The 12,996-nt window shown below is 66.9% G+C and carries 11 protein-coding genes; 8 read left to right on the top strand and 3 right to left on the bottom strand.

Annotated elements, in window-relative coordinates:
- Nucleotides 1-139 precede the first annotated feature (139 nt).
- The 4 genes from dcd to L0977_RS05120 all read left to right on the top strand — a co-directional run bounded on the left by dcd (nucleotide 140) and on the right by L0977_RS05120 (nucleotide 4,340).
- Nucleotides 140-709, top strand: coding sequence for a dCTP deaminase (gene dcd / locus L0977_RS05135; RefSeq protein WP_234263731.1), 570 nt, complete (start codon nucleotides 140-142; stop codon nucleotides 707-709).
- A 19-nt stretch (nucleotides 710-728) separates the two neighbouring features.
- The gene (locus L0977_RS05130; protein WP_234263729.1) at nucleotides 729-1,661 is read left to right on the top strand and encodes an STING domain-containing protein; all 933 of its coding nucleotides are present in this window, start codon (nucleotides 729-731) and stop codon (nucleotides 1,659-1,661) included.
- 187 nt (nucleotides 1,662-1,848) lie between these two features.
- Nucleotides 1,849-2,745, top strand: coding sequence for a KPN_02809 family neutral zinc metallopeptidase (gene ypfJ / locus L0977_RS05125; protein WP_234263728.1), 897 nt, complete (start codon nucleotides 1,849-1,851; stop codon nucleotides 2,743-2,745).
- Nucleotides 2,746-2,870: 125 nt separating this feature from the next.
- Nucleotides 2,871-4,340, top strand: a complete 1,470-nt coding sequence (locus tag L0977_RS05120; RefSeq protein ID WP_234263726.1) for a DEAD/DEAH box helicase — start codon at nucleotides 2,871-2,873, stop codon at nucleotides 4,338-4,340.
- A gap of 39 nt (nucleotides 4,341-4,379) precedes the next feature.
- Here L0977_RS05120 and L0977_RS05115 read toward each other — a convergent pair whose 3' ends face one another.
- Entirely contained in the window at nucleotides 4,380-5,210 is an 831-nt protein-coding gene (locus tag L0977_RS05115; protein WP_234263725.1) for a symmetrical bis(5'-nucleosyl)-tetraphosphatase, read from the bottom strand.
- A gap of 7 nt (nucleotides 5,211-5,217) precedes the next feature.
- Nucleotides 5,218-6,180, bottom strand: a complete 963-nt coding sequence (locus L0977_RS05110) for a LysR family transcriptional regulator (protein ID WP_234263724.1) — start codon at nucleotides 6,178-6,180, stop codon at nucleotides 5,218-5,220.
- 113 nt (nucleotides 6,181-6,293) lie between these two features.
- On the opposite strand from L0977_RS05110, the gene L0977_RS05105 reads away from it, so the two are divergent.
- The 4 genes from L0977_RS05105 to L0977_RS05090 all read left to right on the top strand — a co-directional run bounded on the left by L0977_RS05105 (nucleotide 6,294) and on the right by L0977_RS05090 (nucleotide 11,774).
- Nucleotides 6,294-7,715, top strand: a complete 1,422-nt coding sequence (locus L0977_RS05105; protein WP_234263723.1) for a form I ribulose bisphosphate carboxylase large subunit — start codon at nucleotides 6,294-6,296, stop codon at nucleotides 7,713-7,715.
- Between the two features lie 129 nt (nucleotides 7,716-7,844).
- Entirely contained in the window at nucleotides 7,845-8,198 is a 354-nt protein-coding gene (locus tag L0977_RS05100; protein ID WP_234263722.1) for a ribulose bisphosphate carboxylase small subunit, read from the top strand.
- A 283-nt stretch (nucleotides 8,199-8,481) separates the two neighbouring features.
- The gene (locus L0977_RS05095; protein ID WP_234263721.1) at nucleotides 8,482-9,285 is read left to right on the top strand and encodes a CbbQ/NirQ/NorQ/GpvN family protein; all 804 of its coding nucleotides are present in this window, start codon (nucleotides 8,482-8,484) and stop codon (nucleotides 9,283-9,285) included.
- 131 nt (nucleotides 9,286-9,416) lie between these two features.
- Entirely contained in the window at nucleotides 9,417-11,774 is a 2,358-nt protein-coding gene (locus tag L0977_RS05090) for a nitric oxide reductase activation protein NorD (RefSeq protein ID WP_234263720.1), read from the top strand.
- Nucleotides 11,775-11,839: 65 nt separating this feature from the next.
- Here L0977_RS05090 and L0977_RS05085 read toward each other — a convergent pair whose 3' ends face one another.
- Nucleotides 11,840-12,883 carry an aromatic ring-hydroxylating dioxygenase subunit alpha gene (locus tag L0977_RS05085; protein WP_234263718.1) on the bottom strand — a complete coding sequence of 348 codons (1,044 nt, stop codon included), beginning with the start codon at nucleotides 12,881-12,883 and terminating at the stop codon, nucleotides 11,840-11,842.
- Nucleotides 12,884-12,996: the final 113 nt, after the last annotated feature.

Genomic DNA, 12,996 nt, shown 5'->3' with positions numbered 1-12,996 from the left:
GGACAGGCAGACTCGGGTGGCAGGCCTTCCCGCGGCCCTGAACGGCAGCCCGCGGTACCGGGGCCATTATTCTCCCTTTTTGATAGCGCAAGCAGATCGCGTGCCTGGCTGCCTACAATCGCGGCAGGAGAAACGCTTCATGAGCATCAAGAGTGACAAATGGATCCGGCGCATGGCCGAACAGCACGGCATGATCGAGCCCTTCGAGCCGGGCCAGGTACGGTACGCGGCCGATGGCCACAAAATCGTGAGCTATGGCACCAGCAGCTATGGCTACGACATCCGCTGCGCACCCGAATTCAAGGTGTTCACCAACATCCACAGCACGGTGGTGGACCCGAAGAACTTCGACGAAAAGAGCTTCGTCGACATCAACGCCGATGTCTGCATCATTCCGCCCAACAGCTTTGCGTTGGCGCGCACGGTGGAATATTTCCGGATTCCGCGCAATGTGCTGACCGTCTGCCTGGGCAAAAGCACCTATGCCCGTTGCGGGATCATCGTCAACGTCACCCCCTTCGAACCCGAATGGGAAGGCTACGTGACGCTGGAGTTTTCCAACACCACGCCGTTGCCGGCCAAGATCTACGCGGGCGAAGGCTGCGCGCAGGTGCTGTTCTTCGAAAGCGACGAGGTCTGCGAGACCAGCTACAAGGACCGCGGCGGCAAGTACCAGGGCCAAGTGGGCGTGACGCTGCCCAAGACCTGAGCGTTTCGGCACCGCTGCCATGACCACCTCGCGGGCCCGCCCGTTGGCCAGCCTGGCGCCCTGGCGTCAGACCGCGCGGGCGTTCGTGGAGCTGGTGCGCGACTACCAGTGGCCGACCAGGGTGGTCACGGCTTTGCTCGCGGCACTGGCGGTGCTGGGCACTGCGGCGGCCGCACTGGGGCAGCCTGTGAGCCAGTGGCTGGGGGCGCACGCCAAAGTGGTCCAGGCCGAGCAGGCACTGACCAGTGACCCGTTCCTCACCCTGCTGGCCCTGCTGGTGGCGCTGTTTGTGGGCATCGCGATCAAGCGCCAGCAGCTGCTGGGACAGTTGGACGGCAGCGACCACTACACCATTGGCCGCGCGCTGGCCTATGGCTACTTCAAAAATTTCCTGGTCGGCGCGCTGCTGGTGATGGAAGCCAAGGGCAGCCGGTTGCATGTGGTGAAGCCAGCTTCGGTGGAAGACCTTCGCATGCTGGAGGACGAGGTCTGGCCGCAACTGCAGCCGGATCTGAATGCCCGCACAGAGGAGGTCGCGGCCGTGGCGCGTTTCGGGCACAAACCGCTGCGCCGCCGTGTCATCGTGCTGGCCGGATGGGGCGAGGCCACCGAGCCGTTCTACATCGATTTCCCGACCACGCTGTTCACCGTGGCCGACTACTACGCTTCGTGGAACCGCTGGGCGCGCCGCAACGACCGGCCCTACATCGATGACCAGCGCCTGGCCAGCTACCAGCAACAGCAGATCAACGACTTCTTCCGCCACCTGCATGAACTGGTGGACAGCACGGAGGGCGAGGTGCCGGTGGGTGTCGACGCGGTGGCCGAGCATGGCCTGCAGGCCGATGCTTTGCAGCGCCTGTTCCGCGACCATTTGGTGGAAATTTCGCTGGACGAATTGCGCCAACGCCTGGCACAACGGCCGGGCGCTTCGGCGGGGCAGACCTCCTGAGCGGCCGTTGGTGGCCAGCGCCGCTGGCGTCAGGGGTGTGCAAGTGCGCCACAACACTGGCAACTTGACACGCTCGCGGGTCGGGGCGTGTGCCACCGATCCGGCGCAAAAGCCTGGACATCCCCATAATCCGGGCACGTAAACCGTCCGGTGGTGCCCTGGGTCAGGGCTGTGAGGAGAGCACGTCATGAAATGGGAAAACAACCGCCAGTCCGACCAGATCGAGGACCGCCGGGCTTCGTCCGGGGGCTTTTCGGGCGCTGGCGGCCGCCGCGTGGGTGGCCGGGGGCTTGGGTTGGGCACCATCGTGATCGCGCTGGTCGCGGGCTGGATTTTCGGCATCAACCCATTGACCATCCTGGGCGCGCTGGGCGGCGGTGGGCTGCCTTCATCGCAGGAACAGGTGGCGACGGCACCGGCGGGCAGCACGGGGCAGCCCGCTGACCAGATGGGGCAGTTCGTGGCGGCCGTGCTCGGGGGCACCGAGGACGCCTGGGGGAGCATCTTCCAGAAAGCCGGCTCCCAGTACCAGAAGCCGCGCCTGGTGCTGTTCCGGGGGGCCACGCCCACGGCCTGTGGCACGGGCCAGGCGGCCATGGGGCCGTTTTACTGCCCGGGCGACCAGAAGGTCTACATCGACCTGAGCTTCTACGACACCTTGCGCAGCCAGTTGGGTGCGCCGGGCGACTTTGCCCAGGCCTATGTGATCGCGCACGAGGTGGGGCACCACGTGCAGAACCTCATGGGCGTCACCGATCAGATGGAGCAGATGCGCCGCCGGGTCAGCGAGCGCGAGTACAACGCCCTGTCGGTGCGGCTGGAACTGCAGGCCGACTGCTTCGCCGGGATCTGGGCGAACCACAACCACCAGAGCAAGGGCGTGCTGGAGCCGGGCGACGTGGAAGAAGCGCTCAATGCCGCGGCCGCCATCGGCGACGACGCGCTGCAGCGCAAGAGCCAGGGCATGGTGGTGCCCGACAGCTTCACCCACGGCACGAGCGAGCAGCGCCAGCGCTGGTTCCGCAAGGGGCTGGAAAGCGGCAGCGTGCAGGCCTGCGACACCTTCAACACCCGGGCGCTTTGACCGGTTGCCGCGCGCTGGGCGGGGCCGGGATCGTGCCGGTGTGCGGTGGTGGTGTGCCTTCCCGAGGGCCTTTTTGGGCGAAAAACACCTGAAGTGAGACAATAACGGGTTCACCCGGTATTGCCATGTCCCAATCTTTTTCCGAACTCCAGCTCTCACCCAACCTCGCTCGCGCCATCGCGGAGATGGGTTACGAGAGCATGACGCCCATCCAGGCGCAGGCCATCCCGGTCGTGCTGCAAGGGCGTGACGTGATGGGCGCGGCCCAGACCGGCACCGGCAAGACGGCCGCCTTCTCGCTGCCGCTGCTGCAGCGCATGCTCAAGCACGAGAACGCCTCGACTTCGCCGGCCCGCCACCCGGTGCGCGCGCTGGTGCTGCTGCCCACGCGCGAGCTGGCCGACCAGGTGGCCGACCAGGTCAAGCAATACGCAAAGTACACCCAGTTGCGCAGCACCGTGGTGTTCGGCGGCATGGATATGAAGCCGCAGACGGCCGAGCTGAAAAAAGGTGTCGAGGTGCTGGTGGCCACGCCGGGCCGGCTGCTGGACCACATCGAGGCCAAGAACTGCGTGCTCAACCAGGTCGAGTACGTGGTGCTCGACGAGGCCGACCGCATGCTGGACATCGGCTTCCTGCCCGACCTGCAGCGCATCCTGTCCTACCTGCCCAAGAACCGCACCACGCTGCTGTTCTCGGCGACGTTTTCGCCCGAAATCAAGCGCTTGGCCAGCAGCTACCTGCAGGACCCGATCACCATCGAAGTGGCCCGCTCCAACGCCACCGCGTCCACGGTGGAGCAGCATTTCTACCGCGTCGACGACGACGACAAGCGCGCCGTGCTGCGCCAGATCGTGCGCGAGCGTGGCGTGACGCAGGCCTTCGTGTTCGTCAACAGCAAGCTCGGCTGCGCCCGGCTGGCGCGCTCGCTGGAGCGCGACGGCCTCAAGACCACGGCGCTGCACGGTGACAAGAGCCAGGACGAGCGCCTGAAGGCGCTGGACGCCTTCAAGCAGGGCCAGGTCGACCTGCTGGTCTGCACCGACGTGGCCGCGCGGGGCCTGGACATCAAGGACGTGCCGGCGGTGTTCAACTTCGACATCCCGTTCAACGCCGAAGACTACGTGCACCGCATCGGTCGCACGGGCCGCGCGGGCGCCTCGGGGCTGGCAGTGTCGTTCGTGAGCGGCAAGGACACGCGCCTGATGGCCGACATCGAGAAGCTGATCGGCAAGAAGTTCGAGCTCGAAGCGGTGGAGCTGGAGGCCGATCGCAAACCCACAGGCCGCTTCAACGACGGCCAGCGCGCCTGGCGCGAAGGTGGGGGTGAAGGGGATCGCGATCAGCGCGACATCCGCGCCGCGCGCGAAAGCCGCACCGCCAGGGGCAGTGCCGAAGAGCGGCGCCAGCCGCGCGCACCGCGGGTGCCGGCCGATCCTCTGTTCGACCGCCCGTACGAACCGAGCCCGGCGGGCGATGCCAAGCCCGACTGGGAGGCCGCCAGCCCCAAGCCGGCCAGCCGCCTGTCGCCGAACATCAAGACCCGCAAAAAGGTGCCGGCGCTGTTCAAGAGCACGCCGCCCACCGAAGGCTGACGCGCGCTGTCTTCGGCCCGCTGCGGGCGGGCCGGTCCATCAACCCGGTTTCTGTGCCTGCGGGCAGCGCACGCTGATGCGCGCGACGGTGCCCGCCACCGCACCCAGCCGGGCGGCTGTCAGGCAGCCGCCCCACACACAGCCCGTGTCCAGAGCCAGGGCATCGGGACGGCCGGTGTCACCCAGCGTGGACCAATGACCGAACGCCACCGGCTGACCGTCGGTGCGCCGGCCGGGTACCGCGAACCAGGGCAGGAAGCCCGGCGGGGCGGCGTCGGCGCTGTCTTTGGTGGCGAACTCCATCACGCCCGAGGGCGTGCACAACCGCAGCCGGGTGAGTGCGTTGACGATCACGCGCAGCCGCTCGAAGCCGCGCAGGCGGTCGTCCCAGTGGTCGGGCTGGTTGCCGTACATGTTGTGCATCAGCACGCCCCAGTCGGCACTCTGGAGGGCAGCTTCCACCTCGCGCGCCAGCGACAGGGTCTGCGCCGCATCCCAGGCGGGCAGCACGCCGGCGTGCACCATCAGCCAGCCCTGGTGCTGCAGGGCCAGGGGCCGGTGGCGCAGCCAGTCCAGCAGGCGCGGGCGGTCCGGGGCGTGCAGGATGGCGTCGAGCGTGTCGCTGCGGTGGGGTTTGCGCACCCCGTGCGCCACAGCGAGCAGGTGCAGGTCGTGGTTGCCCAGCAGGCAGTGCGCGCTGCCTTCGAGCGCCATCAGGCGCTGCAGCACGGCGAGCGAATCGGGACCGCGGTTGACGAGGTCTCCGAGCAGGTACAGGGTGTCGCGGCTGGGGGAGAAATCGATGCGTTCGAGCAGGCGGCCGAGCGCATCGTCGCAACCCTGCACGTCGCCGATCAGGTAGGTGGCCATGGCGGAATTATGGGCGCTGGGTGGGGCGTGCCTGGGCGCGGCGGGCCCGCGCACCCGGCTCGGGCAGCGCGGCCGGCTGGTGGTGCGTGAACAGCCATTCCCGGAAGGCCACGGCCGCTGCCGAGAGCCGCTTGCCGCGCGGGTAGACCAGGTGCCAACGGCGAATCAGGGGAAAGCCCTGCACGTCCAACTGCACCAGTTCGCCCAGGGCCAGCTCCGAGACCACGGTGTGTGCCGACAGCACGGCCAGGCCGAGCCCGCCCGCCACGGTCTGTTTGATGGCCTCGTTGCTGCCGACTTCGAGCCGGTTCTTCAGCGCCACACCCTGGGTGGCGAAGAAGCGTTCGGTGGTCAGTCGTGTGCCCGAGCCGGGTTCGCGCAGGATGAAGGGCTCGCTGGCCAGGCGGCCCGGCGGCACCGCTGCCATGCCCACCAGCGGGTGGCCGGGCGGTGCCACCAGCACCAGCGGGTTGTCGGCGAAATCCTCGCAGACCAGATCGAGCTGCTCAGGCGGCTGGCCCATGATGTAGAGGTCGTCCTGATTCGCCGCCAGGCGCTGCAGCAGGTTCTCACGGTTGCCGACCACCATCGCCACGTCGATGCCCGGATGGGCGGCGCAAAAGCCGCCCAGGAGCTTGGGCACGGTGTATTTCACGGTGGTCAGGATGGCCAGCCGCAGGCTGCCTTTCTCCACGCCCTGCAAGGCGGCCAGGTCCTCGCCCAGTTGCTCCAGCCGGCGTTCGATGTCCTGGCAGGCGTCGGCCAGCGTGCGCCCGGCCGCCGTGAGGTAGATGCGTTTGCCCAGTTGCTCGAACAAGGGTTGGCCCACGGTTTCGGACAGTTGCTTGACCTGCAACGAGAGCGTGGGCGGCGAGAGATGCAGGTCTTCGGCGGCGCGGGCGAAGCTGTTGTGGCGCGCGACGGCCAGGAAGATGCGCAACTGGTGCAGGGTGGCGTGCCGAAGGTTCATAGGAGTCTCTAATGTTAGATTTTTGTCTAACGTAACATTAAAAACATTTTACTTTTATTTATTTATCGGCGGCCAAACAATGCGCTCCATTCAACCCCCAAGGAGCACAACGCATGGCCACCAAAACCTACAACGCGGGCGTCAAGGAATACCGCAGCACGTACTGGGAACCCCACTACACCCCCAAAGACACCGACATCCTCGCGGTGTTCAAGATCACGCCGCAGCCCGGTGTCGACCGCGAGGAAGTCGCTGCGGCCGTGGCGGCCGAGTCGTCCACCGGCACCTGGACCACGGTCTGGACCGACCTGCTGACCGACCTGGACTACTACAAGGGCCGCGCCTACAAGATCGAGGACGTGCCCGGCGACGACACCTGCTTCTACGCCTTCGTGGCCTACCCGATCGACCTGTTCGAAGAGGGCTCGGTGGTCAACGTGCTGACCTCGCTGGTGGGCAACGTGTTCGGCTTCAAGGCCCTGCGTGCCCTGCGCCTGGAAGACGTGCGCTTCCCGATCGCCTACGTGAAGACCTGCGGCGGCCCGCCCCACGGCATCCAGGTCGAGCGCGACATCATGAACAAGTACGGTCGGCCGCTGCTCGGTTGCACCATCAAACCCAAGCTGGGCCTGTCGGGCAAGAACTACGGCCGCGCGGTCTACGAGTGCCTGCGGGGTGGCCTGGACTTCACCAAGGACGACGAGAACGTCAACAGCCAGCCCTTCATGCGCTGGCGCCAGCGGTTCGACTTCGTGCAGGAGGCGATCGAGAAGGCGCAGCGCGAGACCGGTGAGCGCAAGGGCCACTACCTGAACGTGACCGCGCCCACGCCCGAAGAGATGTACAAGCGCGCCGAATACGCCAAGGAACTGGGTGCGCCGATCATCATGCACGACTACCTGACCGGTGGCCTGTGCGCCAACACCGGCCTGGCCAATTGGTGCCGTGACAACGGCATGCTGCTGCATATCCACCGCGCCATGCACGCGGTGCTCGACCGCAACCCGCACCACGGTATTCACTTCCGCGTGCTGACCAAGGTGCTGCGCCTGTCTGGCGGTGACCACCTGCACTCGGGCACCGTGGTCGGCAAGCTCGAAGGCGACCGCGCCTCGACCCTGGGCTGGATCGACATCATGCGCGACAGCTTCATCAAGGAAGACCGCAGCCGCGGCATCTTCTTTGACCAGGACTGGGGCTCCATGCCGGGCGTGATGCCCGTGGCTTCGGGCGGCATCCACGTCTGGCACATGCCGGCGCTGGTCAACATCTTCGGTGACGACTCGGTGCTGCAGTTCGGCGGCGGCACGCTGGGTCACCCCTGGGGCAACGCCGCCGGTGCGGCGGCCAACCGGGTGGCGCTGGAGGCCTGCGTCAAGGCCCGCAACGAAGGCGTGGCCGTCGAGAAGGAGGGCAAGGCCGTTCTGACCGAAGCCGCCAAGCACTCGCCCGAACTCAAGATCGCCATGGAAACCTGGAAAGAGATCAAGTTCGAGTTCGACACCGTGGACAAGCTCGACCTCGCCCACAAGTGACCTGGGGCCCAGGCCCCAGGTCATCCGGACGGGCAAAGCCCGCTCCGGGATCCACGAACCCACAGACCGTCATACCGGACCCGATCCGGGATCCACGCCACAAGGTCTCTTCTTCAAAGGACAAACACCATGAGCATGCAGGACTACCACAGCCGCCTTTCCGACCCCGCCAGCCGCAAGTTCGAGACCTTCTCTTACCTGCCCGCGATGAGCACCGACGAGATTCGCAAGCAGGTGGAATACCTGGTGAAGAAGGGGCTGAACCCCGCCATCGAGCACACCGAACCGCAGTACCTGATGGACTCGTACTGGTACATGTGGAAGCTGCCCATGTTCGGCGAGACCGACGTGGACAAGGTGCTGGCCGAGTGCGAGGCCTGCCGCAAGGCCAACCCGGACAACCATGTGCGCCTGATCGGCTACGACAACTTCTCGCAGTCGCAAGGCGCGAGCATGGTCATCTACCGCGGAAAAACTGTTTGACTGTTGCCCCCCGCGCTGCCTGCGGCGTTACCTCCCAGGGGGCGATGCCTGTGGCCTGGCAAAGCCAGTTCCACGGCATCTCTCGAACAAGGCGCGCGCTCTGGACGCTCGATGGCGTTTCTTCTTTGAGCGCCCGCGAGCGCGAGTCGGGGTGACCGGCGCAGTGAGGTCAAGGAGGAGCCGGCCGCAGGCCGGCGGGGGACACGAACGGAGCCGGTTGCCCCGGCTTGCGCGGTGCACCGCCAAAGAGCACATGCCCAGCCTGGAAATAGCGGAGATACCCATGAGCGAAACATTGGACGCCTACCGCGTCGCACAGCAACCCTACTACCGCCCCGTCGCCGACGAGGTCGAGCTGTTCGAGGCCGCGTACTCGGTGCGCATGCCCATGATGCTCAAAGGCCCCACCGGATGCGGCAAGACCCGCTTCGTCGAGTACATGGCCTGGAAACTCAGCAAGCCACTGATCACCGTGGCCTGCAACGAAGACATGACCGCTTCTGATCTGGTCGGCCGCTTCCTGCTCGACGCCCACGGCACCCGCTGGCAGGACGGCCCGCTGGCCACTGCCGCGCGCCACGGCGCCATCTGCTACCTCGATGAAGTGGTCGAGGCGCGCCAGGACACCACGGTCGTCATCCACCCGCTGACCGACAACCGCCGCGTGCTGCCGCTGGAGAAAAAGGGTGAGCTGATCAAGGCCCACCCGGACTTCCAGATCGTCATCTCCTACAACCCGGGCTACCAGAGCCTGATGAAAGACCTCAAGCAGTCCACCAAGCAGCGCTTCGGCGCGCTGGACTTCAACTACCCCGAGCACGCCATCGAGGCCGAGATCGTGGCGCACGAAACCGGGGTCGGCGCCGATGTGGCCGACAAGCTGGTGGGCATTGCCGAGCGGGCGCGCAACCTCAAGGGCCACGGCCTGGACGAAGGCATCTCCACCCGCATGCTGATCTACGCCGGCAGCCTGATCGCACAACAAGTGCCGTCCCAGGCGGCCTGCCGCGTGGCCCTGGTGAGGCCGATCACGGACGACCCGGACATGCGCGACGCGCTCGACGCCGCGGTGGCTACGTTCTTTTGACCCCCCGCGCCGCCTTCGGCGTCACCCCCCAGGGGGCAACGCTGGCGGCCCGGCAAAGCCGGTTCCGCGGCGTCCCCGAAAGGGGTGTTTGCTGTCGGTTTTCAGTAGTCACCTGCGAGGACCTGTCTGACATGAGTGTCCATCTTGAAGACCACGCCGAGTGGATCGAGCAACTGGCGCCGGCCTCGCGCGAGCTGCTGGAGCACAGCTGGTCCGACGCCACCAAGGTGTTCTCGGCCCGTGGGCTGGACAACTACGTGAAAGGTGCGGCCGCACTGCGCGGCCTGGGCCGGGGTGACGAACTCGTCAATGCCTGGATAGCCTCTGCGCCGCAGGTGGCCAAAGAAGTGGGCGAAGACGTGGTCGGCGAGCTCGCCACCAGCGCGCTCATGCTCGCGTCCAAGACCTCGGGTTCGGTAATCGAGCTGGTGCTGGCCACCGCGCCCACCGCGGCACGGCGCCTGGCCGATGGCGCGCTGTTCCTGCAGTACCTGCAGTTCCTCAACACCCTGGTGGCGCAGGCGCCGCGTGGTCTGCGACCCATGCTGGGCCAGCTCGACGCGCTGTTCGGCCAGCTCACGCTCGGCGGACTGCGGCGCTGGGCCACCTGGGGCGCGCAGGCGCACCGCACCCACTACGAAGAGCAGATTGCCTACTTCGGCCTGCAGTCCAAGGAGTCGCTGGCGATGCTGCAGAAGGAGCGCAAGGGCACGCTGCTGGTGGACGTGCAGCGGCGCATCAACATGTATTTGCGCGCCCTCTGGGGACGCGACTTCTTCATGCGGCCCACCGCGGGCGACTTTGAAACGCGCGAGGGCTACCGACCCTTCATCGAGGACCACTTCATCCACCTGCCCGACGCGGTCGACGCGGTCGACGGCAACGCCGGCACGGTCGGCGCCACCGAGCTCTACCGGGCCGCCGCCGCGCACGCGGCCGCGCACGTGGTGTTCACGCGGCAGCCGATCTCGGCCGAGTCGCTGAGCCCCTGGCAGATGGCGGTGATCGGTCTGGTGGAAGACGCGCGCATCGAAGCGCTGACGCTGGCGCGCTTTCCCGGTCTGCGCCCGTTGTGGGCGAACCTGCACACCGCGACCGCCGCGCAGGCGGCCACCGCGGGTGACTGGCTGAACCGCCTGGCACGGGCGCTGATCGATCCGGCGTATGAAGACGCGCACCCCTGGATCGCCCAGGGCCGCGCGCTGCTGGCCGAGGCCCTGCCGCGCATCCTGGCCGATCGGCACGACAACACCGTGTCGTGGGACATCGGCGTGCAGCTCGCGCACAGCTACCGCGAGCTGACGCAGGGCCCGGCCTTCCAGCCGCGCACCGACCTGCAGACCGCGGCCTACCGCGACGACAACCGCTACTTCTGGGCCTTCGAGGGCTTCGACTTCGAGCGTTCCATCGCCGCCGGCTACGAGCCGCCGCAGCCCGTGCGCAAGCAGGTCAACCTGATGGCGTTCGTCAACGAACTCGACGTGGAGACGGCGGGCGACGACGCGCAGGAAATCTGGGTGCTGGGCACCGAGCTGTTCCCCTACGAGGACCTGGGCGTGTCCTTCAATGAAAGCGAAGGCCGCGAGCCGGTGCTGCCGCCGGTGCACTATGGCGAGTGGGACTACCTGATCCAGCTCGAACGCCCGGCCTGGGCCACGGTGCAGGAGCGCCGGCCCAAGGCGGGTGATGCGACCTTGATCGACGGCATTCTGGCCGAACACCGGCGCCTGATCGGGCGCATGAAGTTCCTCCTCGACGCCATGCAGCCGCAGGGCGTGCAGCGCATCCGCAAGCTCGAAGACGGCGACGAGATCGACCTGAATGCCGCGCTGGCTTCGCTGACCGAGATGCGCGTGGGCCGCCAGCCCGACCCGCGGATCATGATGCGCAGCGTGCGCAAGATCCGCGACATTTCCGTGCTGGTGCTGCTGGACTTGTCCCAGTCCACCAACGACAAGGTGGCGGGCCAGGACCACACCGTGCTCGATCTCACGCGCTCGGCCTGCGCGCTGCTGGCCGATGCCATCCAGAAAGTGGGCGACCCGTTTGCCATCCACGGCTTCTGTTCCGACGGCCGCCACGACGTGCACTACTGGCGCTTCAAGGACTTCGATCAGTCCTACGACGACGTGGCCAAGGCGCGTCTGGCGGGCATGGAAGGGCAGCTCTCCACCCGCATGGGCGCGGCGATCCGCCACGCCACCGCGGCGCTGAAGGCGCAGCGCAGCAGCAAGAAGCTGTTGCTGGTCATCACCGACGGCGAGCCGGCCGATGTGGACGTGCGCGACCCGCAGTACCTGCGCCACGACACCAGGAAGGCGGTGGAGGAGGCCGGCCGCCACGGGGTCATGACCTACTGCATGAGCCTGGACCCGCGCGCCGACCCCTACGTCAGCCGCATCTTCGGCGCGCGCAATTACCTGGTGGTGGACAAGGTGGAAAGGCTGCCCGAGAAGCTGCCGGTGCTGTACGCCGGGCTGACGCGCTGACGGCGTCTGCCGCCACGCCGGCGTGAATGGGGCGGCGGCTTCTTGCGGCCGCCGGTGCTTTGGCGTCAGGCCGCTGCCGGTGCCGCCTGCTCTTCGGCGAGGATGCGGTCGATGATCTTGCGCGACTGCACGCCGCCAGCGTCGATGTTGAGCTTGAGCAGTTTGCGTTCGGGGAAGGCACTCAGGTTGCGCTGCTGGCGCTCCAGCATCTCCAAGTCTTCCGAGAAGATCTTGCCCTGGCCTTCGCGGATCTGCGCGGTCAGCGCGGCATCACCCGGGTTGAACTTGCGCGCCATGCCCCAGAAGTACCACATGCTGGTGTCGGTCTCGGGCGTGATGAAGTCCACCACCACGCTGTAGACCTTGTGCTCGGGCGGGGCTTCGTAGCCGCCGTGGCCGGCGTGGGCCACGCCAACCTCGATCATGATGTGGCTGGGCGGCGAGAAGCGGCAGACCTGCCAGCGATCGACCGGCACGTCGTCGGCCAGGCCGTTGGCGCGCAGAGCGGCCTGCCAGAAGGGCGGGGCGCTGATGTTTTCCATGAAGCGGCTGGTGATCACGGTGTCACCGTCCACCGTGGTCTTGCACGGGGTTTCGTCGATTTCCTTTTGGCCGATGCTGGTCGAATGCACGTAGGTTTCGTGCGTGAGGTCCATCAGGTTGTCGATCATGAGCCGGTAGTCGGCTTTGACGTGGTAGAGCCCGCCGCCATAGGCCCATTCGGGGTGGTCGTGCCATTCCAGGTGCGGCACCTTGGCCGGGTCGGCCAGCGCCTTGTCGCCGGGCCAGACCCAGATGAAGCCGTAGCGCTCCACCACCGGGAAGCTGCGGATGGCCGGGAAACCGCCCACGCGCTGGCCCGGCATGGAAACGGTCTTGCCGTCGCAGCCCATTTCCAGCCCGTGGTAGCCGCACACCAGTTTGCCGTCGCAGACCTTGCCCAGCGACAGCGGCGCGCCGCGGTGCGGGCAGAAGTCTTCCACGGCCGCGACCTGGCCCGGCTGCGGGCGGTAGAACACGATGGCCTGGTTGCAAATGGTGCGGCCCAGGGGCTTGTCGGTGATGTCGTCGGCCGTGCAGGCCACGTACCAGGTGTTGAGGGGGAACATGCGCGTCTCCGTGGGGTTTGTGTGCCGATGACCGGGGGCATCGATCTTCATTCAGTATGCTGAATGAAGGCATTCTAAAACCCCGGAAGGCGCCTGAAAAGGCCCTCCGGGGG

The sequence above is a fragment of the Hydrogenophaga sp. NFH-34 genome, from assembly GCF_021401345.1.
GTDB lineage: Bacteria > Pseudomonadota > Gammaproteobacteria > Burkholderiales > Burkholderiaceae_C > Hydrogenophaga > Hydrogenophaga electricum.
Note: the sequence above shows the minus strand (reverse complement) of the source record. Positions and strands in the feature narration are given on the sequence as shown.